The sequence below is a fragment of the Pseudoalteromonas sp. ND6B genome (genome assembly GCF_000764215.1).
Lineage (GTDB): Bacteria > Pseudomonadota > Gammaproteobacteria > Enterobacterales > Alteromonadaceae > Pseudoalteromonas > Pseudoalteromonas tetraodonis.
This window is the reverse complement of the sequence record NZ_JQFL01000058.1, coordinates 171480-191817: the sequence shown is the minus strand read 5'-3', so window position 1 is coordinate 191817 and position 20338 is coordinate 171480. Positions and strand designations below refer to the sequence as shown.

19 protein-coding genes, 7 tRNA genes and 1 pseudogene are annotated in these 20338 nt (G+C 41.0%); 5 read left to right on the top strand and 22 right to left on the bottom strand.

The genetic code is table 11. The annotated features are described in order from the left end of the window. Window positions 1-141: 141 nt before the first annotated feature. On the top strand, window positions 142-2085 hold the full coding sequence (locus ND6B_RS05200) for a S9 family peptidase (protein ID WP_013464561.1): 1944 nt from the start codon (window positions 142-144) through the stop codon (window positions 2083-2085). A gap of 63 nt (window positions 2086-2148) precedes the next feature. On the opposite strand, the gene ND6B_RS19995 is transcribed toward ND6B_RS05200, so the two are convergent. From ND6B_RS19995 to dnaQ, 10 genes are all read right to left on the bottom strand, one after another. Next, window positions 2149-2865: a helix-turn-helix domain-containing protein gene (locus tag ND6B_RS19995; protein WP_081844672.1), complete on the bottom strand. Its 717-nt coding sequence runs from the start codon at window positions 2863-2865 to the stop codon at window positions 2149-2151. A gap of 247 nt (window positions 2866-3112) precedes the next feature. Further along, window positions 3113-3189: transfer RNA gene (locus tag ND6B_RS05205), tRNA-Asp, on the bottom strand. A 53-nt stretch (window positions 3190-3242) separates the two neighbouring features. Beyond that, window positions 3243-3319, bottom strand: a tRNA-Asp gene (locus ND6B_RS05210). A gap of 37 nt (window positions 3320-3356) precedes the next feature. Beyond that, window positions 3357-3433: transfer RNA gene (locus tag ND6B_RS05215), tRNA-Asp, on the bottom strand. Window positions 3434-3471: 38 nt separating this feature from the next. Next, window positions 3472-3548, bottom strand: a tRNA-Asp gene (locus ND6B_RS05220). Between the two features lie 31 nt (window positions 3549-3579). Further along, window positions 3580-3656 (bottom strand) — tRNA-Asp (locus ND6B_RS05225). Between the two features lie 41 nt (window positions 3657-3697). Beyond that, window positions 3698-3774: transfer RNA gene (locus ND6B_RS05230), tRNA-Asp, on the bottom strand. Between the two features lie 27 nt (window positions 3775-3801). Next, a tRNA-Asp gene (locus ND6B_RS05235) sits at window positions 3802-3878 on the bottom strand. A gap of 98 nt (window positions 3879-3976) precedes the next feature. Continuing rightward, the gene (locus tag ND6B_RS05240) at window positions 3977-5347 is read right to left on the bottom strand and encodes a TIGR03503 family protein (protein ID WP_033103896.1); all 1371 of its coding nucleotides are present in this window, start codon (window positions 5345-5347) and stop codon (window positions 3977-3979) included. 9 nt (window positions 5348-5356) lie between these two features. Continuing rightward, window positions 5357-6070, bottom strand: coding sequence for a DNA polymerase III subunit epsilon (dnaQ, locus tag ND6B_RS05245; RefSeq protein WP_013464558.1), 714 nt, complete (start codon window positions 6068-6070; stop codon window positions 5357-5359). A 68-nt stretch (window positions 6071-6138) separates the two neighbouring features. Here dnaQ and rnhA point away from each other — a divergent pair, with 68 nt between their 5' ends. Continuing rightward, window positions 6139-6603, top strand: coding sequence for a ribonuclease HI (rnhA, locus tag ND6B_RS05250; RefSeq protein WP_013464557.1), 465 nt, complete (start codon window positions 6139-6141; stop codon window positions 6601-6603). A 14-nt stretch (window positions 6604-6617) separates the two neighbouring features. Here the strand turns inward: rnhA and ND6B_RS05255 are convergent, their stop codons facing one another. Further along, complete coding sequence (locus tag ND6B_RS05255; protein WP_033103895.1) at window positions 6618-7379, bottom strand: class I SAM-dependent methyltransferase; 762 nt, start codon at window positions 7377-7379, stop codon at window positions 6618-6620. Between the two features lie 53 nt (window positions 7380-7432). Here ND6B_RS05255 and gloB point away from each other — a divergent pair, with 53 nt between their 5' ends. Continuing rightward, window positions 7433-8209, top strand: a complete 777-nt coding sequence (gloB, locus tag ND6B_RS05260; RefSeq protein WP_033103894.1) for a hydroxyacylglutathione hydrolase — start codon at window positions 7433-7435, stop codon at window positions 8207-8209. A gap of 184 nt (window positions 8210-8393) precedes the next feature. Further along, entirely contained in the window at window positions 8394-9971 is a 1578-nt protein-coding gene (locus ND6B_RS05265) for a lytic transglycosylase (protein ID WP_033103893.1), read from the top strand. 53 nt (window positions 9972-10024) lie between these two features. Here ND6B_RS05265 and ND6B_RS19675 read toward each other — a convergent pair. Next, a pseudogene (locus ND6B_RS19675) lies at window positions 10025-11395 on the bottom strand (Gfo/Idh/MocA family protein). 162 nt (window positions 11396-11557) lie between these two features. On the opposite strand from ND6B_RS19675, the gene ND6B_RS05270 reads away from it, so the two are divergent. Further along, complete coding sequence (locus ND6B_RS05270; protein WP_033103892.1) at window positions 11558-13171, top strand: M28 family metallopeptidase; 1614 nt, start codon at window positions 11558-11560, stop codon at window positions 13169-13171. Between the two features lie 31 nt (window positions 13172-13202). Here ND6B_RS05270 and ND6B_RS05275 read toward each other — a convergent pair whose 3' ends face one another. The 10 genes from ND6B_RS05275 to ND6B_RS05320 all read right to left on the bottom strand — a co-directional run bounded on the left by ND6B_RS05275 (window position 13203) and on the right by ND6B_RS05320 (window position 20338). Next, entirely contained in the window at window positions 13203-14150 is a 948-nt protein-coding gene (locus ND6B_RS05275) for an EAL-associated domain-containing protein (protein ID WP_033103891.1), read from the bottom strand. 231 nt (window positions 14151-14381) lie between these two features. Next, window positions 14382-14597 carry a calmodulin gene (locus ND6B_RS05280; RefSeq protein WP_013464551.1) on the bottom strand — a complete coding sequence of 72 codons (216 nt, stop codon included), beginning with the start codon at window positions 14595-14597 and terminating at the stop codon, window positions 14382-14384. Window positions 14598-14666: 69 nt separating this feature from the next. Next, window positions 14667-14879 carry a calmodulin gene (locus tag ND6B_RS05285; RefSeq protein ID WP_008467121.1) on the bottom strand — a complete coding sequence of 71 codons (213 nt, stop codon included), beginning with the start codon at window positions 14877-14879 and terminating at the stop codon, window positions 14667-14669. A gap of 160 nt (window positions 14880-15039) precedes the next feature. Continuing rightward, a complete protein-coding gene (locus ND6B_RS05290) occupies window positions 15040-15252 on the bottom strand; it encodes a calmodulin (protein WP_008467122.1) in 213 nt (70 codons plus the stop codon). Window positions 15253-15831: 579 nt separating this feature from the next. Beyond that, window positions 15832-16047: a TIGR02450 family Trp-rich protein gene (locus ND6B_RS05295; protein WP_033103890.1), complete on the bottom strand. Its 216-nt coding sequence runs from the start codon at window positions 16045-16047 to the stop codon at window positions 15832-15834. A gap of 69 nt (window positions 16048-16116) precedes the next feature. Continuing rightward, window positions 16117-16470, bottom strand: a complete 354-nt coding sequence (locus ND6B_RS05300) for a cupredoxin domain-containing protein (RefSeq protein WP_033103889.1) — start codon at window positions 16468-16470, stop codon at window positions 16117-16119. Window positions 16471-16492: 22 nt separating this feature from the next. Then, entirely contained in the window at window positions 16493-18736 is a 2244-nt protein-coding gene (locus ND6B_RS05305; RefSeq protein ID WP_033103888.1) for a heavy metal translocating P-type ATPase, read from the bottom strand. Beyond that, entirely contained in the window at window positions 18733-19170 is a 438-nt protein-coding gene (locus ND6B_RS05310) for a MerR family transcriptional regulator (protein ID WP_033103887.1), read from the bottom strand. The genes ND6B_RS05305 and ND6B_RS05310 overlap by 4 nt, the downstream gene beginning before the upstream one ends. Window positions 19171-19379: 209 nt before the next feature. Further along, window positions 19380-19877, bottom strand: a complete 498-nt coding sequence (locus tag ND6B_RS05315) for a DUF2059 domain-containing protein (protein WP_033103886.1) — start codon at window positions 19875-19877, stop codon at window positions 19380-19382. A gap of 128 nt (window positions 19878-20005) precedes the next feature. After that, window positions 20006-20338 carry a Na+/H+ antiporter subunit G gene (locus ND6B_RS05320; RefSeq protein WP_013464546.1) on the bottom strand — a complete coding sequence of 111 codons (333 nt, stop codon included), beginning with the start codon at window positions 20336-20338 and terminating at the stop codon, window positions 20006-20008.

Here is a 20338-nt window from a genome sequence, read left to right as displayed (position 1 = left end):
GTGAATTATAACTGGTTTTCTATTTTCGTGGGCTACATGGTTTGTAACACTTTATTGCAGTTCGAATAGGCTAATTACTTGCGTTTAAAAAACCTTCGGTTAACACTAAAAGTCCATAATTATAATCCAAGGAATGTATCTATGAAAAAAGCCCTCAAATTTGCCTGTATTACCTGTGCAGTATCAATTGCATTAACAGGTTGCAGTCAATCTAATAATTCAGCCTCTACCCCTGTGGCAACTGAGCAAACACGACAAGTAAAAACCTATAACGCTAAAACCTTTTTTGATACAACATCTATCATGGGCAGTAGCTTTTCCCCGACTGGCGATAAAGTTCTAGTTAGTAGCGATGAAAGCGGTATTTACAGCTTGTATGAAGTCGACGTAAAAACAGGTAGCAAAACGCGCCTAACCAATTTTGAAGACAGCACCTACCCTATTCGCTATTTCCCAAATGATGAGCGTGTACTATTTACCAAGGACTCAGGCGGTAATGAGCGCTACCATGTTTATGTGCGTGAAGTTGATGGTTCAATCAAAGATTTAACCCCAGGGGAAGAAACCCGCGCGAGTTTTGCAGGCTTTACTAAAGATGGCAGTCAGTTTTTTATTACCAGTAATCAACGCGATGCCAAGTTTATGGACTTGTATCGCGTAGATAGCAAAACCTATAAAGTCACGCCCGTTTATCAAAACACACAAGGACTAGATGTGGGCGCAATTAGCCCTGATGGACGCTACATTGCGCTGTCTAAAAATAATACCAATAAAGACAGCGATACGTTTATTCTTGATACCTATAAGAAAACCCTCAAGCCGCAATTAATTTCAAAACACGATACACCAGCACAATATACGCCTGAGACCTTCTCTGTAGACAGCAAATATTTATACTACTCAACAGACGCTAAAGGAGAGTTTTCAGAGGTGTGGCAATATGAGCTCGCCACAGGCAAGCACAGTCCAGCATTAAAAGATGATTGGGACGTTAGCTTTATTGATTTTTCTAAATCTGGGCGATACCAAGTAAGCGGTGTAAATGCTGATGCCAGCACAAAGGTCACAGTAAAAGACACGCAAACAGGGGATGAAATTGCCATGCCTAAATTACCTGCGGGAAATCTACGTGGTGTGAATTTCTCAAGCGATGAGAAAACCATGGCGTTTTATTTAAATTCAGATACCTCACCAAGCAACTTATTTGTTTGGCAAGTTGGCAGTAATGAAGCCAAGCAACTTACCAACACATTAAGTGAAGATATAGATCAAAACGACTTAGTAGAGAGCACCATTGTGCGCTTTAAAAGTTTTGATGGTTTAGAAATACCGGGCGTATTATACAAACCAAAACAAGCCAGCAGCACCAATAAAGTACCTGCACTTATTTGGGTACATGGCGGCCCAGGTGGGCAAAGCCGAACTGGTTATAGCGCAATGCAGCAACATTTAGTTAATCATGGCTATGCTATTTTTGCCGTCAATAACCGCGGTAGCTCAGGCTATGGTAAAACATTTTTCCATTTAGACGATAAAAAACATGGCACCGATGATCTACAAGATATTATCTACGGTAAAAAACACTTACAAAGCCTAGATTGGGTCGATGCAGATAAAATCGGCATCATGGGTGGTAGCTACGGCGGTTTTATGACCGCAGCCGCGCTTGCCTTTAAACCGGAAGAGTTCAAAGTAGGTATCAATATTTTTGGTGTGACTAACTGGGTACGCACACTGAACTCAATTCCACCATGGTGGGAAAGCTTTAAAAAGGCGCTTTACGATGAAATGGGCGATCCTGCCACCGATGGTGAACGTCACCGTGCTATTTCACCGCTGTTTCATGCCGATAACATCACTAAGCCTTTAATGGTAATACAAGGTGCTAATGATCCACGCGTATTACAAGTTGAAAGCGATGAGTTGGTTGCTGCGGTTAAAGCTAATGGTGTGCCAGTAGAATATGTATTATTTGATGATGAAGGACACGGTTTTAGCAAAAAAGAAAACCGTATCAGCGCCTCAAACGCCTACCTCAACTTTTTAGATACTTACTTAAAAGAGTTATTTGGCCCACAAGGATAATTGCAAGCCAATTTATATTAAAGCCTGCTGCGTTTTCATGTACGCAGGCTTTTTATTACTTTTTTATTGCTTGGTTAATCTGGGTTCCAGTAAAGCGAACGCCAAACCAAATACAGCAGCCAAAATACCTAAAAACTCAAACCAACTATTGCCTGCATGTGGTATTGTTCGCGAGAGTTCATCTACGTTATAAAGTCGTTTACCTCCCTCGACTTCTTCAACAAATGATTCACCGATGTATTCATCCATTAACTTAAAACTGGGTACCCTTCTGGCCAGCATTTCACGAGTTTTTTCCTCTCTTTTCTCGCGGTTTGAATCAATAATATAATTGCTCCAATGAGTATATATATTTAGAGGTTCATCATTTTTGATCACACCCAGTGATTTATATTCGTAAAAGCGTTCATTGAACAGATAATTTTTATGTCCTGCATAAAATAATGCACAGCCAAAAGAAATCAGAAACATAGCGAGGTATATAATTTTACGCTGTGCGACTGAGCTCTTTACTGCTTTACTTTTAAACCACAGCTCTAAATCGGGTATTTGCATGAGTCTTGTTTTGTCATGGCTGTAGGTAAGGGGCTTCATAAACTCATCAATTGAAAGGTCTAATGCTATCAATAAAGCTCTAAATATTTCATTCGAGGGAATTGATTTATCGTTTTCAAGTTTTGATAAATAACTTTGCTCTATACCTACTTGCTGGGCAAATTCAGGTTGGCTCAATTTTTTATTATTTCTTAGCTGCTTTAATTGCTGACCTAATGTACTCATCTTAATGCTTCCTTTTTAAAGTGAGATTAGATTCTTGGTAATTCATGCAGAGATAAGAAGCTGAATATTGAAGAATAGACAAGAATATTAGCAGGTTAGTATATAAGAGTCGAGCTGATAGCTGATAGCTGATAGCTGATAGCTGATAGCTGATAGCTGATAGCTGATAGCTGATAGCTGATAAAAATGATGTTTGTATTTATTAATAAGTAAATTATTTATTGCTTGTTATTGAGGAAATAACAAGTGGCGGAGTGGACGGGACTCGAACCCGCGACCCCCGGCGTGACAGGCCGGTATTCTAACCAACTGAACTACCACTCCGCAGTGGTATGTGCATGGGGTAATGCACTTACTAATTTTGTTACGATATCAAATGGCGGAGTGGACGGGACTCGAACCCGCGACCCCCGGCGTGACAGGCCGGTATTCTAACCAACTGAACTACCACTCCGCAGAGATATCTTTTTACTTGTCATTACTTAATTTGTTGGCGGAGTGGACGGGACTCGAACCCGCGACCCCCGGCGTGACAGGCCGGTATTCTAACCAACTGAACTACCACTCCAGCATACAAATTTTGTAATATAACAGTGTTTAAATAGTTGGCGGAGTGGACGGGACTCGAACCCGCGACCCCCGGCGTGACAGGCCGGTATTCTAACCAACTGAACTACCACTCCAGCGCGTATTTAAACTGTTATTTTTTCTTATTGGCGGAGTGGACGGGACTCGAACCCGCGACCCCCGGCGTGACAGGCCGGTATTCTAACCAACTGAACTACCACTCCATAATAAGAATATGTTTTACAACCATATGTTGTGTAAGTGTTGGCGGAGTGGACGGGACTCGAACCCGCGACCCCCGGCGTGACAGGCCGGTATTCTAACCAACTGAACTACCACTCCAGCTTTTACTTACAAATTGTCGAAAATTGGCGGAGTGGACGGGACTCGAACCCGCGACCCCCGGCGTGACAGGCCGGTATTCTAACCAACTGAACTACCACTCCGCATTTTCGTTGCTGTCTGAGTCTCCCCTGACAGCGGCGTGAATAATACGAACCAGCCCCTACTTCGTCAAGGGCTTTTTTGTTTTTTTACAGGTTTTTTAGTCATCTGACATCGAAAGGTTTAAAATTTCACCTGTTTTGTCATTTTTTGAGCCATTTTCTGCATCAGTTGTTTTTTGCTGTTCTGATTTTTTTGCCTCGGTTGCTTTCTTTTTCTTTAAAAAAGCAAAATTCAATTTAAGTTTTATTGGTTTATTCTGCACAAAAACACGAATACATAACCAACCAATAAATAATATGGCCAAATTCCCACCAATAATTAAACTTACCATTACACCGGTTGCCATTACTTTTGGTTTTATAACAGGCTCTGGAATATTTTCTTCCTTAATGAGGCTCGCTTTTGGAATTTCAGGAATAACTTCTATCGGTCTTTCTATTTCAAATAAATAGGTTGGCAACGTAGCCATAAACTCTCTGTCATTTACTGTTGAGCCAAACACAGAAATTTCAATGTTGTAACGTCCCCATCCGTAATCTTGTAAAGCCAGTTCTCTTACTGCGGTGTTATTAGTGTCTAAGTAAAATACTTGCTCTTCATTATTGGGATAATAAATTTTCCCTTGCATGATCACGGTTTCAGGCTTTAATAACTTTTCATCAATATTTATAGTAATACGGTGATCGTCCCCCTCATCGGTTGCTTCAACTGAGGTAAAACTAAAAGGCGGCTCATGCACAACTATCGTGTCTTGAACAACTCGTCGCTCAAGGACATCGGTGGTAATATAAAGTTCTGGCCGCCACTCGCCTGGAGTAAAATTTAAAGTAAACTCACCCGTAAACACACCGTCTTTTGCACTTTCATCAAATCCGTAGCCATCGTCTTTAAATTCAGTAACTTGCTGTATGCCCGCTCCAAAATTTTCAAAATTTTCATTATTAGTACTCACAAAACTCACATTGAGCGATACCGCATCTTTGAAAAGATTAGCGCGAATGGGCTCGCCATCATTTAAAATCTCACCGGTTACCTTTACAGTTTCACCCTGAAAAAGAATCTTAGGGAGTGGATCAACCTTAAGCGATAGCTCACCAATTACAACAATACGGCTCTGTGGCATTATTTGGCCAATAACTTGCCATGGCCCAGGCATAGGGTTGCGAATAACCACTAGATCGTAATTTAATTCGTCGTACCAATCTAGGCTGGTGTTTCTTACCGCATTGGTTGCAAAGTACTTAGTGCCATCGGGTCTAACTAAAATAACGGCAGGCGAGCCAGGACGTCTAAAAAATATTAATTTTATTTCATCAATTTTGTCATCTATACGAAAACGGTTATCCAGTAACGGTATTTCATTTTGTTTTCCGCTGCCTTTTAACTCTTCAACTTGTTTAACGCTGTGTGCATCGGGAATGAAGCACGCAGCGATTAAAAACAGTGAAACTACTAATAGCGTTTTCATAATAGTGCCTTATTCAGCGCGCCATAAACAATGGCCGCCCTCCTTTTGTACAATGTCTAAACGTGATTGATGTGCGCTTTGCTCTGCTTCGCTTGCTGCTACAACAACCAATGGGGCTCTATCGCTGTTTAAGCGCCTAATACCGCCCTTTTGATCTTCACTTGAGTCATCTTTATTTTGATTAAGATTTAGCTTTACTTGTCCCCCGGTCATTGCCAGGTAAACATCGGCTAAAATCTCAGAATCCAGTAAGGCGCCGTGTAACGTACGCTTAGTGTTATCAACATCGTAGCGACGGCAAAGCGCATCTAGGTTGTTCTTTTGTCCTGGATGCAAGTCACGCGCCATTTTAAGGGTATCAAGCACGCCACAAAAATCATGGGTGTTTTGATAACCTTGATTTAATAACGCAAATTCATTATCCATATGGCCAATATCGAACGGCGCGTTATGAATAACGAGTTCTGCGTCTTTAATATAGTCAAAAAACTCTTGGGCAATGTCTCTAAAAAGCGGTTTGTCACGTAAAAATTCGTTGGTAATACCGTGAACGTCGATTGCTTCTTCTTCAATGCTGCGTTGTGGATTTATGTAAACGTGAAAATTATTGCCGGTTAACCGACGATTCATTAGCTCCACACAGCCAATCTCAATAATACGATGCCCTTGTTTAGGGTCGATGCCGGTGGTTTCTGTATCTAAAACTATTTGTCTGCGTGCCATATCGAATTAAGCCTGACTCTGGTATCTTTCTATAATCACTTTATTGTACATAATATCAAGGTAAAACAGTGCAAAAAACCGTAGAGATTTACACCGATGGTTCGTGTTTAGGTAATCCAGGCCCCGGTGGTTATGGTATTTTTATGATTTATGAAGCCCATGAAAAAAAATTAAGCCAAGGTTACAAACTCACAACAAACAACCGCATGGAAATGCTAGCTGCCATTGTTGCGCTAGAATCACTTAATCGTTCATGTCCTGTTACCCTGACTACCGATAGCCAATACGTAAAACAAGGCATTGAGTCGTGGATCACCAATTGGAAAAAACGCGGTTGGCAAACCTCTGCTAAAAAGCCGGTTAAAAATGTCGACTTATGGAAACGTCTCGATAAAGCCTGCGCCGAGCACGACGTTACCTGGAAATGGGTAAAAGGTCACAGTGGCCATAAATATAATGAAATTGTTGACGACCTTGCCCGTGATGCGGCCAGCGGCAACAACTTAATTGATGATGAAGGTTACCAACCGTAACCCTCAACATCGCACTATTTTTTATTTTGCTGATAATGTTGTTTTGAGGTTTGCCTAAGCCCTACCCCTTTTATTGGCGCAAATTGTGGCCGTGCATGCCACTTAGGTTTTATTGGCGTAAGTGGCGCAACGCGCTTTCGTGCCACCAGCAAATATACACTGCCCATAGGTTTTAAATATTGCTTGGTAAAGCTGCGCCAAAACGCAAACCGCGACAACCGGTTACCGCGTGCCAACGATGAATAAATAAAGCGTTCATCAGCAACAATTTCAAACCCAAGCAAATTAAGCCAGTCTTTAACGCGTGCAGGAGTAAAAAAGCGCCCTGTCCACGGTAGTTTTTGACCACTAAATGGCAGTAACTGCGCCAAGCCACAAAAGCTAAACGGATTAAACCCCGTAATGGCAATATAACCGCCGGGAATAAGCGTACGATGAGCCTCACGTAATATATGATGCGGATCTGAGTGATACTCTAAACAATGGCTCATAATGCACGCATCTATAGAGTGCTCATAGAAAGGAAGCTCGTCTATGTCAGCCACCACACCCGTGCAAGGCCCCGGCTCTGCAACGCATACTTGATGCTTAATGGAACTTTTGCTGGTATCTAACTCGCCACTTAAATTGCCCAGTTTCAGCATATGATAGCCAAACATACGCGGTAGCCACGGCGACAATTTGCGTTCTATATCACAACGTAAATAATCACCATGCGGAAACTGCTGCCATGACAACGGTTTGGGTCCTTCTTGAAAACTAAGGGCTGGTTTCATTATATAAGCTCGTTATAATATTAATTAAATACCACTTTATAGAGCAACGATACATGGTGCAAGTCAAAGCAATTAAAGCCTTTTCTGATAACTACATTTGGTGCTTAACCACCGAGCAGAATAATAACCAAGCGTGGGTGGTTGATCCTGGGCAATCAGCGCCAGTTTTAGAGCATTTAGCACAGCATAACTTAACCCTTGGCGGTATTTTAATTACCCATCATCATTATGATCATACCGATGGCGTAGCTCAATTAGTAAAGCAGTACCCAAACATTGCAGTTTATGGCCCTAGTAATAGCCCATTTGAGGGAATAACAATGCCTTTAAATGAAGGTGACACAATTAGCGTTTTAAACATTCCATTTGAAATTATAGCCACCCCTGGCCACACACTCGATCATATTTGTTATGTTAATGATGCACTTGCCTTTACTGGCGACACATTATTTAGCGGTGGTTGTGGGCGCTTATTTGAAGGCACTCCAGAACAAATGTGGCATTCATTTAATAAACTTAGTGCGCTACCGAGTGATTGCAAAGTGTATTGCACTCATGAATACACCCAGGCGAATTTGGCGTTTGCAAAAGCGGTTGAGCCACGAAACCCCGAGTTACTCGCTTACAGCCAGCAAGTGGATGAATTGCGTAATAAAGATGAAATAACGTTGCCAAGTACCATAGGCCATGAGCTGAAAATTAACCCTTTTATGCGTAGTAATTTGCCAAACATTACAGAATTAATACCAAAAGAATATTGTTTAGTTACAAAAAACAATGAACCTTGGGAAAACTTTGCTAGTCTGAGAAAGTTCAAAGATCATTTTTAATTTGGGCCTATTGACCTTTCAAGGTTAAACATGCGCTAACAACAATAATAAAACGATTAGTTAATAAACAATAAGTTAACATTTTCTAATCATATTTGTTTGGAACTTTTAACGGTCATAAGTGGCAATGTTGACTCATTATGGGTAGTATTCGCCGAGTTTTTTACCCTATGTATTGGTATTTATGAATAAATCTCCTCTTTTATTGGTCTTAGCGATGACGCTAAGCGGTTGTCAAACACTGACAACGTTAAACACAGATTCACAAAATCAGGCACTAGACCAGCTTGAAGGCGCAAGCCCAAACGATATTAGCACGGCGCTGATGATGAACGCGCAATATCAACAAGTGAACGATATCGAAGAGGAAGCCCCTGTGTTTGACGATGTTTGGGAGCGTATTCGTTACCAATTATCTATCGATATTCCACAAAATCGCCCAGTAGTCGCTGAGCGTAACTATTATGCGCGCCATCAAGCATACTTAGATCGTATCTCTAAACGTGCTGAGCCGTATTTGCACTTTATTGTTGAAGAAATTGAAAAGCGTGAAATGCCAATCGAAATTGCACTTTTACCTATAGTAGAAAGTGCTTTTGACCCTTATGGCTACTCGCATCGCACCGCATCGGGTATTTGGCAATTTATGCCAGCAACCGGCGAGCGTTTTGATTTAAAACAAAACTGGTGGTATGACGGCCGTCGCGACATTGTGCAATCAACTCGCGCAGCGCTTGATTATCTCTCATACTTACACAAAACCCTTGAGGGTGACTGGCTGAACGCAATTGCAGCTTATAACTCAGGTGAAGGCCGCTTACTGCGTGCGATTAAAAAGAATCGTAAAAAGCATTTACCTACCGATTTTTGGTCACTTGATTTACCTCGTGAAACCACTGCCTACGTGCCTAAATTATTAGCATTAGCCGATTTATTAAAGCGCGCTGATGATTTTAATGTGTCATGGAAGCCTATCATTAACGCGCAAGTGGTTGAAGTGGTCAATATTGAGTCACAGATTGATTTAGCGCTGGCAGCCGATATGGCTGACATGACCCTTACCGAGCTATACAGACTAAACCCTGGATTTAACCGCTGGGCAACAGACCCTGATGGCCCACACTTTTTATTAATACCCACCGATAAAGTAGAGCAATTTACAGAAAAATTGGCTGCAACTGACATTAAAAATCGTCTTCGCTGGCAACAATACAAAGTTAAAAAAGGTGATAGCCTGTCGGTAATTGCCAGTAAATTTACCACTAGCACCAATGCAATAAAGTCATTAAATAAGCTTAATTCAAACGTCATTCGTGTTGGCCAACAAATTTTAGTGCCGCTAACAGATGGTAAAATTAACAGTGAACATTTACCTCAGCAAGTACGTGCGGCCGCTAATAAAAGTTTGCGTACTAAGCTCTCACACACGGTAAAAAGTGGCGACACATTGTGGGACATAAGCCGCGAATACGATGTCACTATGGGTGAATTAGCTAAGTGGAATAAGCTGAAGAAAAATGCAGTACTGCGTTTAAATCAAAAATTGGTTGTTTATAAATCAGCAAATCAGCCTAAAGAGTCAGCGAATAACACCAATCGCACTATTACTTATAAAGTGCGTCGGGGTGATTCATTAGCGCGTATAGCCTCTAAGTTTAATTTAACCGTGAGCGATATAATTAAATGGAATGACTTGGCTGGGCAAAAATACTTACAGCCAGGCCAAAAGCTTAAACTCAAGGTTGATGTGAGAAGTAGCTAATAAACATAACCAATAAATAAAAAAAGAGCGCATGCGCTTTTTTTTTATTTGGCTTAGCTTACAATGCCCAAAGGCTGTGCGGTTTGCCATGCCCCGCGAGTAAAATCGGGAATATCTATTGAGCGGCTACGCTCACTCACAGACTGGGCTGATAACGGCGAAATAACCGACCATGCCGCCCCGTCATAAACGTCTTGATCTAGCGGTTCACCATTTCTTAAGCAGTAAATCATCCGCCAAAACATTAAAAAGTCCATGCCACCGTGACCACCATTGCGCTGCGCCTCTTCACCCATTTTTGTCCATAAGGGATGGTCGTACTGCTCATACCATGCGCTCATATCATAATCCCACTCATGAAAACTTTTTGAGCCACCAGTTTCAAGGGCAATACGATTAGGGAAACCGGCAAACACGCCATTCGTGCCTTGTATTAAGTTATGTCGTGAGTACGGCCGAGGGGTTGTCGTATCGTGCTGCACCATAATACTGCGCCCTTTGAGAGTTTTAATCAGCGTCGTGTTCATGTCACCAGCAATATAATTGAGCTGGTTACGGGGATGATCGGCATCAAACTCACGTTGCGCATAGGCGCTTCGGCCAAGTGAAGGTGAGCTCATTGAGGTTAAAAAATCGAACCGATCGCCACGATTTATATTCATGTATTGCGATACCGGCCCTAATCCATGCGTAGGATATAAATTACCGTCACGTCTTGCATGCCACTGCGTTCGCCATGAGCCTGTTTTGTGCTCAAGCTCTTTCATTTGCCAGCGCAGTTCATGAATATACGCCGCTTCGCCATGTAACAGCTCCCCAAATACACCTTGGCGTACCATGTTTAATACCATTAACTCGTCGCGGCCGTAGTTAACATTTTCCATCATCATGCAGTTTTTTTGCGTACGCTCTGCGGTATCGACAATTTGTCACATTTCATCAACAGTCAGTGCCAGAGGCACTTCAACAAAAGCATGTTTTGCGCTGTTCATGGTATCGATAGCCATTGGCGCATGCCATGCCCATGGTGTTGAAATAATAACAATATCAATATCTTGTCGTTCGAGCATTTGTTGATAAGCGCGATCACTGCCACTATACAATGCAGGCTTTGCCACTCCCGTATCAACTAAATAATTAGCGGCACGTTCTAAAACCTCTGTATGAGTATCGCAAATAGCCACTATTTGAGTGCCTTCAATGTGGCTCATACGCTTTACATGGCCATACCCGCGCTGACCCACACCAATAAACCCTACTCTCACCAGATCCATTTTAGGTGCGACCAAACCGATAACGGAGCGCCCTTGTTGCATAGGCGCGCTAGTATGAACACTGCCACTAGATGCACAGCCACTAACCACACCAGCAGCGGCAGCTACACTGGCTGCCTTTAAAAAATCCCGACGATTAAATTGCTTCATTACTTATCCCTTTTGTTATTATTTTTAACTTACCTAATGGCTGTTAATGGGTAAAGGGCCAAAGAGGTAAGCTGCATAAAAATAGGTTTAAAAGGGATAAAAATTCGCATTGTGTTATTGTTTGGGGTTATAGTCGAAAAAAATATTATTTCCTAACTTATTATGTCTTATATAAAAACCATCACATTTTTTTTAGTTATTGTACTAACGGGTTGCTCAGAGTCTGCAACCCCCACTTCCTCGCTCGAAAACAGTCCGGGCGTTAGTTTAAATAATATAAAACAGCATATTAAAACCCTTGCCTCTGATGACTTTGAAGGCCGCGGTCCATTAACATTGGGTGAAGTAAAAACCGTTGGCTATTTGAGTGAACAATACAAAGCCATAGGGTTAACTGGTGCCTATAACGGTGATTTTTTACATCCGGTTAAAATGGCCATGATCACCGCAGATCAAAACATGCAATTGACCATGGGTGATTTAAGCTTTAAAGCGGGTAAAGACTTTACTGCTCGTACTAAACAATTACAGCCTGTTATTGATGTTCGCAATTCTGATGTGGTCTTTGTCGGTTATGGTATAAATGCCCCTGAATATAACTGGAACGACTACGCCAATATTGATGTAACCGGTAAAACCGTTATTGTGCTGGTAAACGATCCGGGCTTTGCCACTCAAGACGATACGTTATTTACTGGTAATGCCATGACTTATTATGGTCGTTGGACTTATAAATATGAAGAAGCCGCGCGCCAAGGCGCTAAAGCGGTCTTTATTGTTCACGAAACAGCTCCTGCCGCATACCCTTGGGGGGTAGTTGAAAGCTCAAATACCGGCACTAAATACAGTCTAATGGATAACAACCTCAATGCATCTGAATTGCCCGTTATGGGCTGGCTAACACTCGATGCCACCGAGCAAATATTTGCATCAGCACACTTAAATTACCAACAATTAAAACAACAAGCACTTAGTGAGCAATTTCAAGCTAAAGCGTTGAATTTAAAAGCGACCCTTGCATTTAAAAACGAAGTGTCACATGCAAAATCACATAATGTGGTCGCAAAAATCACAGGCAGTGAAAGCCCAGATGAATACATCGTTATTAGTGCCCATTGGGATCACTTTGGCACTAAACAAACTGACAGCGGTCCTAAAATTTATAATGGCGCCGTTGATAACGCATCAGGCACCGCGGCCACCCTTGAGATTGCTCGTATAATGCAAAAAATGCATCAGCAAACACCGTTTAAACGCTCGATTATTTTTGCCAACTTCACCGCCGAAGAAACCGGTTTAATTGGTTCAGCGCAGTTTGCCTCTGGTGACGTGATCCCAACAAAGAATATGGTTGCCCTACTAAATATTGATGGGATGAACGTACTCGATAGCACCGACTATATTTTACAGTACGGTAAAGACCTCTCGACTATGGAACACTATTTAGCTAAAGCCGCAAACGCGCAAGGACGTCAAGTTAAACTGGATCCTCGTGCGCAAAATGGCTTATTTTTTAGATCGGATCATTTTTCACTCGCCAAACAAGGTGTGCCAAGCTTACTGTTTATGAGCCTAGGTGATACCGATCCTGACTACATCACTTATAAATACCATAAAGAAGCTGACGATTACTCAGCAGATTGGTCATTAGGTGGGGTAAAACAAGATGTAGAACTGATTGTTGATATAGCCTCACAACTGGCGAATAACGGTGATTGGCCAAAATGGACAAGCGAGTCTGACTTTAAAGCCAAACGCACCGCTGACAAACAATAAATACGATTAAACATTACTACTTAAAATCCTCCTACTCGGAGGATTTTAGTTTTACCCGTGCCTGTGTAAGCAATGTTTCAGCTTTTGCCCCTAAATACACATATATCGCTAAAGCAATTAAAAGTCCCACCACTGCAAGCATCATCGCTATAGCTGGCATTAAATACTCTGATTGCCCTAATGCAGCTTTAAACATAGTGAGTAGTGCTTCAATTGATATAGCAATTAACACGGTAGAGATAAACCGGGTAATGGTTCGTCGTGTTGATGAGTGTCTAAAAATATCTTTATGCATGAGGATTTCTTCCTCAAGAATTGTTTTGCCAAGATCAAAAACAGCCAATGCTAACGTGATATAAATAATGATGCTAAAGGGTTCTAGGGGATCGGACGAACTATTTACGTGAGTTATTAATTCATAGATGTCGGTAAATACGATGTTGAGTAAAAAAAGCACCAAACTAAATAAGCACGCCACAATAATGCCATAACCTGCTTTAAAATAAGGTGACATAGTCGCACGAGCGGTATCACCCATCACAAACTCAATAAGCTGCGTTAAACTTACATCAACAACTAAATAATGTTGATTATTGATAGGTTTGTTTAATTCTTTAATCGCAGATATACATAAATGGTTGGTCGCAATAGAAATATAAGGCGCAGTAAAACAAATAGCATTACAGGCTTTTACATTTAAAAAATAAGGCCGCTCACTTAAATCCTGATTATTGCCTCTCTGTGCTAATTTTTTATTGTAGGCACGTTTAAAACAAACGTTATTGCCCTGTTGTGAGCCCTTCTCGTCCAAACAGTATTGTAATTCTAAAAAAGGATAATGCTTTGTTAAATAACGCATATCACGATTATTAGCGATGCCGTCATCTATACTCATTAAAATTGATTCTAATAAGCTATGTATTATCTGCTCATATTCGTTATAGCGCTCAACACTACTTATATAACTCATTCTCGCCATAGTTAGGCTCCTTAAATACCCTAATCAACAGCTAAGCAAGTTTAAAACCAAAAATTAAAGAACTTAAAAATCAATAACTTAATTTAAATCCATTGATGCCATTGCACTATTTTAGTGACAACTGCACACACTATTTCTCGCCACGCACAAAAAAGCAGCTGAGTATTTACTACTTAGCTGCTTTTTATGTCTCGTTTATAAATTACATAAACGCTTTCATCCGTAATGTAATTACTGAATTTTTGCGAACTCTTCTTTTGAAAGCTCACCGTTGCTATCAACATCTAAATCATCAAATAATTGAGCTAGTTGTGAGTTAGCTTGTGCTTCAGACTGGCTAATAACGCCGTCGCCATCAGTATCGAAAGAATCAAAGTCAACCGCAGCAAAAGCCGCTGAAGATGAAGCAAGTGCAATTAAAGCGAGTGTTTTAGTAAATGTTTTCATAATTAATCCTTAGGCTAAATGCCTTAATTAAAATGGTAAGAAGTCCTTTTCAAAGATCCTTAAGGGAAACTAGTACGCTGAAAATTCGTCTTTAGAAAGTTCACCATTACCATCTACATCTAGCTCTGCAAACTGCTCCATAAGCTCAGCAGCAACCGATGCCTCTGCTTGGCTGATGGTGCCACTGCCATCTACATCAAGCGTTTCAAAGTCTGTGCTTGCAAATACCGCAGATGAAGAAGCAAGCGCCATTAATACCAGTGTTGATTGTAACTTTTTCATAAAATAATCCTTCAAGGTGTGCAATGTTCGTCAAATAAAAAATAATTGGCTCAAAACTATCAACCTCATATCCTTGCGATTCTTTGTCATAGGCTCCCTTGCCTATTTAGGTTGTCTTGGGCAACTCAGAATCAGTAGTAGTATTGAGCACTAAAGCTGGTTACGCCTTAGAAAACTCTGCTTTAGATAACTCACCGTTTTGGTCAGTATCAAGCTCAGTAAACTGGCTCATAAGTGAGGCGTCAACTGATGCTTCAGCTTGGCTAATAGCGCCGTTGCCATCCACATCGAGTGTGTCAAAATCGGTTGCTGCAAAAGCCGCTGATGAAGAAGCTAAAGCCATTAATACCAGTGTTGATTTAAGTGTTTTCATAATGTAATTCCTTCATTAGGTTGTGCGATAAAAGCGATATGCTTTATCACGTTTTTTGCTAAATACAGCTTAGGTATTACAACTTCGATGCCATGTTTTTAAAGTTATTTAAAAACATGAAGTTAGAATGATTTTGAAGCATTTTAATAAAAATAAACCATGATTTTGTTGCTTTTTAGCAACAACCACTGAGGCTGAAATAAATAAACATTTAAAATCAATAAGTTAAATTATAATAAAAAGAGACATGGGAATGAAAAAACCGGAAAAATCATGTTTAGAGCAGTTATGAGAATAAACCGACTCTGAACACATCCGACATACTTACTTTAACGGTATAAAATAATACGCATAACGCATTGAAATATAATAACTAAAATAATTTTTCTATTATTTTTTATAAAAACTTTTGAAGAACGATTTAAAAACTATCGTTTTGTTGCCAAATGGCGAATTGGGATGAAAACAAGCTGTAATAGAGGAGAGTCGCTAGCAATGTGTTGTTCTAAAAAACAATAAACTAGTCGCTCATACTCATAAGGGCTATGAGCATGAGCAATGTGTTTTACAAAGTCTGCTTTATTTCCAACCTTGCAGCCATTTTTGTTGATCTTTTAAATCGCGCCACTGAATTGGGTATTGGTTTTTTGACATTACCGCCTCAGTGATACATTCAACGACGTTGCCGTCTTCATCAAACTCAACCTCAACAATAATAAAATGTTTTTCCTTATTAATTGCTGGGATCGCTGTCCATTTACTATTAAGCAGTTTTTTAGGATTTAATTTATTCATACTACGCCTTATAAGTTTTCTGCTTGAACATACGCATCAGAGCCACTTTTAGTTTTATTAATCTAATATTCAAGACACTACTAATGTGCCTTTATACATTTGCATTTGGCAATGAAAAGCATATTCACCCACTTTAAGTGCCGGCAGCTCAACAGTGTTATTCTCACCCATAGCGAGCGTTTTACTGATATCGAGTGAAGGAAATACCACCGTTTCGGCGCATGGGGCGCTGTCTTGTCGATTAAACGTCAGCGTTACTTTTTTATCAGCAGCCACTTTAATATAGGCAGGATAATAAACGCCGTTATTAACCACTATCGTTATTTTGTTATTATTACTCTGCACTTGCTTAGGTTTGTATAGCCAAAACCAGTAAATAATAACCGCAATTAACAATGCGCCGAGTATATTGATCATCAACATAATGCTACTCCTATTTATAAAATTACGATTTACTGGGTTTAAAAAAGCGCAGGCGATTGGCGTTTGTGACCACAGTTAGTGATGACAGCGCCATAGCAGCACCTGCAACAACCGGGTTGAGTAATATGCCAAAAAATGGATATAACAGCCCGGCAGCAATTGGAATACCTGCCACATTGTAAATAAATGCACCAAATAAATTTTGCTTAATATTGACTATAGTGGCGCTACTAACCGCAATGGCATCACCAAGACTCTGTAATGAACCACGCATTAAGGTGATATCAGCGCTCTCAATCGCCACATCGGTGCCAGTGCCAATAGCAAACCCAACATCGGCCTGTGCCAGTGCCGGCGCATCGTTTATACCATCACCCGTCATACCGACTATTTCACCTTCAGCTTGGCGTTTAGTTACTTCACTGGCTTTGTCATCAGGCATTACTTGGGCAATAAAGTCCTTAATACCGACTTTGTTAGCGACGGCTTTGGCGGTAGCTTGGTTATCGCCGGTCAGCATAACAACATGGATACCTTTATTTTGTAGACGTTTAATGGCCTCTGCTGAATCGTCCTTTATCGGATCGGCTACCGCTATAATGGCTTGTAGTTGGGTATCAATGGCAAAATACATTGGCGTTTTAGCGGCGCTGGCTAATTGCTCAGCTTGCTCTTTTGCCTCTGCAATACTGATATTGTATTGGCTCATAAGCGCTTCATTGCCAAACAATAAAGTTTGTCCATCAAATGTGCCTGTAACACCTTGCCCCGTGACGGCGTTAAAATCACTGACTTTTTCAATCGTGATATCTTCATTTTCAGCATAACTTACAATAGCTTGTGCTAAAGGATGCTCAGAGCCGCTTTCAAGACTAGCAGCAAGCTTAAGGACGTGTACTTTATCGCTATCATTAAAATTAATGATATCGGTAACGGTGGGTTTTCCTTCTGTGATCGTGCCGGTTTTATCTAAAATCATGGTGGTTATTTTAGAGGTAGTTTGCAGCGCTTCTCCATTACGAATAAGTATTCCCGATTCAGCGGCTTTACCTATCCCAACCATAATTGACATAGGGGTTGCTAAACCCAGCGCACACGGACAGGCAATGATAAGCACCGTAGTCACGGCCACTACCGCATAGGCAATACTCGGCTCGGGGCCAAAATTAAGCCAAGCAAGGCCCGCGAGCACCGCAATAATCATTACGGTAGGAACAAATACGCCGGATATTACATCGGCTAAACGCCCTATGGAGGGTTTAGAATTTTGTGCACGTTTAACCATATTAATAATAGTGGCAAGTGTGGTTTCACTGCCAATATGGGTGGCTTTAAATAGTAACGTGCCACTTTTATTAATGCTGCCTGCAACAATGGTATCACCCTCAATTTTGTTCACTGGCATAGGCTCACCCGTGAGCATTGACTCATCCACTGAGCTGCTACCTTCAATGACTTCACCATCTACAGGGATTTTTTCACCGGGGCGTACACGCACAGTCTCGTTTTTTAGTACCTCACTAATAGCTATATCTTGCTCTTTGTTATCACGCACTACCCGAGCGGTTTTTGGCTGCAAACCGATTAAGCGTTTTATCGCCTCAGATGTGCGACCGCGGGCTTTTACTTCAAAGGCAAGGCCTAGGCTAATTAAACCGATGATCATCGCTGAGGCTTCAAAATAAACATGCCTGGCCACCTCGGGTAGCACGCTTGGCGCAATGACTACCACCATAGAATACAACCACGCGGTACCTGTGCCCAACGCAATCAGTGTATCCATATTGGCGGTGTGGTTTTTAAATGACTGCCATGCGCCGTTGTAAAACTGTTTACCCGCAATGGCCATAACCACTAAAGTGACTATACCAACAATAAACCAGCCAATGCGCTGCGCGTTGGTGGTGACACTCATATCAAAAATAAGCCCATACAACATAAGCGGAGCGCCAACGCCTAGCGCCAATACCATATTACGCATTAGCTTTTTATAGTGTGCGCTATCGGCTTTGGCTTTTTCATCTAGCGCGTCTTGCTCCGACTCGCTATTCATTGGCTTAGCCTTGTAACCAATATTTTCGACTGCTTCAATCAGCTCAGCTGATGGCGCATTGCCTTCAACTTGCACACTGCGATCAGCAAAGTTCATTTCAACACGCTGCGCACCTGATACGCTTTTTAGCGCTTTTTCTATTTTTGCGACGCAGCTGCCGCAATTGGCACCTTCAATTATAAAATTTTGCACTGTGTCTTTATTGTTGCTCATTTTGCTTCCTCGGAACTCACTTGTTCGTTAAGGGGATCTACAAAGGTCTCAATTAAACTACATATATCGGCACTTACAGCACCATCGCTTGAGTTTTCCCACTGTTTTACCGCTGCTTGCATACGCGTTCTTAGTTTGAGTGTTTCTTGAAATAACCGCTCTGTTTCTTCAAGTCGCTTTGCTATTAATTGTCGTGTCAGTGGGCATGGGCAATTCCCTTGCTCCGACTGAGCAACTATTTGCTGAATATCTTTAATAGAAAAACCAAGTTGCCGTGCACTAATAATAAACTTTAAACGCTGTTGATCGGCAGCGGTATACACTTGATAGCCATTGCTTTGGCTACGAATGGGGTTAAGTAGCTTTATACGCGTGTAGTGCCGCACTGTATCTTGGGTCACTCCCATGATTTCAGCTAGCTGTTTAACATACATAACTCACTCCATCGGGTTTTAATAGTGACATAATAAACCTATGTCTAACACACAGGTCAACCGCTATTTTAAAACTCAGGGAATGCGTTATCGGCACATTAAATAAGTGATTACGTTTGCTTAAAGAAGAGGAAGAATACAGCAGTCACAAAATAGTGACTGCTAGAAAATGTAGACGTTATTTTGCTACGAGTTAGGTTAACTATAGTTTAATTTGCTTCGCTACGCGATTGCTTAAGTGCTTCACCTAGCTGCCCAGCAATTGCTTGGATCTCAGGCATGGCTTCTTGCACTAAAGATTGTGACATTTGCATAGATGCTTGCATCACCTGTGGCATTTTTTTCAAAATAGCTTGCCCTGACTCTGTTTTATAAAAATCGAGCATATCGCTAATCTCTTGCTCACTAAATTGCTTATCATAAAGGTCAACCATCATAGGCTGCATTTTTTGCCAGCTCATTTTGGTTTTTAGCACCTTAGTCATATCGGCATAATATTTGTCAAATATTGGCTTTTCATCTGGCTTTACACCCATTTGCACCGACATATTTTGCATCATGCCCTCAACTTGAGAATACATAGAGTCAACCATAGCGTCCATATCCATCACCTCTACCAGCTCATCAATTTTTTGTTGCTTAGTAGTTTGCGCTGCATATAGGCTAGTTGAAAAAATAAGTAGTGATAAAAGTAATACCTTACCCATATTAATATCCTTTTTGTATTTGAATTTACGCCATACTCACATGTTCAATAAGTGTTGTAAATGGGAACAACCAAAAAAACAAAAAGCCGAATAACTACCATTATTCGGCTTTTTGTCGTTTGTTAGGGTTAATCTTTTTCGATATTATCGAGTCCTTTCGTTCCATCTTTGGCTTTTAACTTATGATGAATAGCGGTTTTAATTAGCATATAACCACTAATGGGCGCCGTGATTAATAAAAATATAGTGATTAATATTTCTTTTACGCTTAAGCCACTAGCTGAATTGGCAAAAAATACCATCGCAGCCGTGAGTATACTTGCCATCCCTAAAGTGGTTGCTTTAGTTGGCCCATGTAAACGCATAAAAAAGTCCGGCAGTTTAATTAAGCCAATAGAGCCAATTAAAATAAAGAGCCCACCTAACAACAGCAATATTGATACGATCCATTCACTTATCAT

Excerpts from the sequence above, each read along its gene's own strand:
- ND6B_RS05315 (WP_033103886.1), bottom strand. The coding sequence starts at position 19,877 with ATGGGTAAGGTATTACTTTTATCACTACTTATTTTTTCAACTAGCCTA.
- ND6B_RS05305 (WP_033103888.1), bottom strand. The coding sequence starts at position 18,736 with ATGAGCAACAATAAAGACACAGTGCAAAATTTTATAATTGAAGGTGCC.
- dnaQ (WP_013464558.1), bottom strand. The coding sequence starts at position 6,070 with ATGGCACGCAGACAAATAGTTTTAGATACAGAAACCACCGGCATCGAC.
- ND6B_RS05295 (WP_033103890.1), bottom strand. The coding sequence starts at position 16,047 with ATGAATAAATTAAATCCTAAAAAACTGCTTAATAGTAAATGGACAGCG.
- gloB (WP_033103894.1), top strand. The coding sequence starts at position 7,433 with ATGGTGCAAGTCAAAGCAATTAAAGCCTTTTCTGATAACTACATTTGG.
- ND6B_RS05300 (WP_033103889.1), bottom strand. The coding sequence starts at position 16,470 with ATGTTGATGATCAATATACTCGGCGCATTGTTAATTGCGGTTATTATT.
- ND6B_RS05285 (WP_008467121.1), bottom strand. The coding sequence starts at position 14,879 with ATGAAAAAGTTACAATCAACACTGGTATTAATGGCGCTTGCTTCTTCA.
- ND6B_RS05265 (WP_033103893.1), top strand. The coding sequence starts at position 8,394 with ATGAATAAATCTCCTCTTTTATTGGTCTTAGCGATGACGCTAAGCGGT.
- ND6B_RS05320 (WP_013464546.1), bottom strand. The coding sequence starts at position 20,338 with ATGATAAGTGAATGGATCGTATCAATATTGCTGTTGTTAGGTGGGCTC.
- ND6B_RS05240 (WP_033103896.1), bottom strand. The coding sequence starts at position 5,347 with ATGAAAACGCTATTAGTAGTTTCACTGTTTTTAATCGCTGCGTGCTTC.
- ND6B_RS05275 (WP_033103891.1), bottom strand. The coding sequence starts at position 14,150 with ATGGCGAGAATGAGTTATATAAGTAGTGTTGAGCGCTATAACGAATAT.
- ND6B_RS05200 (WP_013464561.1), top strand. The coding sequence starts at position 142 with ATGAAAAAAGCCCTCAAATTTGCCTGTATTACCTGTGCAGTATCAATT.
- ND6B_RS05270 (WP_033103892.1), top strand. The coding sequence starts at position 11,558 with ATGTCTTATATAAAAACCATCACATTTTTTTTAGTTATTGTACTAACG.
- ND6B_RS19995 (WP_081844672.1), bottom strand. The coding sequence starts at position 2,865 with ATGAGTACATTAGGTCAGCAATTAAAGCAGCTAAGAAATAATAAAAAA.
- ND6B_RS05290 (WP_008467122.1), bottom strand. The coding sequence starts at position 15,252 with ATGAAAACACTTAAATCAACACTGGTATTAATGGCTTTAGCTTCTTCA.
- ND6B_RS05310 (WP_033103887.1), bottom strand. The coding sequence starts at position 19,170 with ATGTATGTTAAACAGCTAGCTGAAATCATGGGAGTGACCCAAGATACA.
- ND6B_RS05255 (WP_033103895.1), bottom strand. The coding sequence starts at position 7,379 with ATGAAACCAGCCCTTAGTTTTCAAGAAGGACCCAAACCGTTGTCATGG.
- ND6B_RS05280 (WP_013464551.1), bottom strand. The coding sequence starts at position 14,597 with ATGAAAACATTTACTAAAACACTCGCTTTAATTGCACTTGCTTCATCT.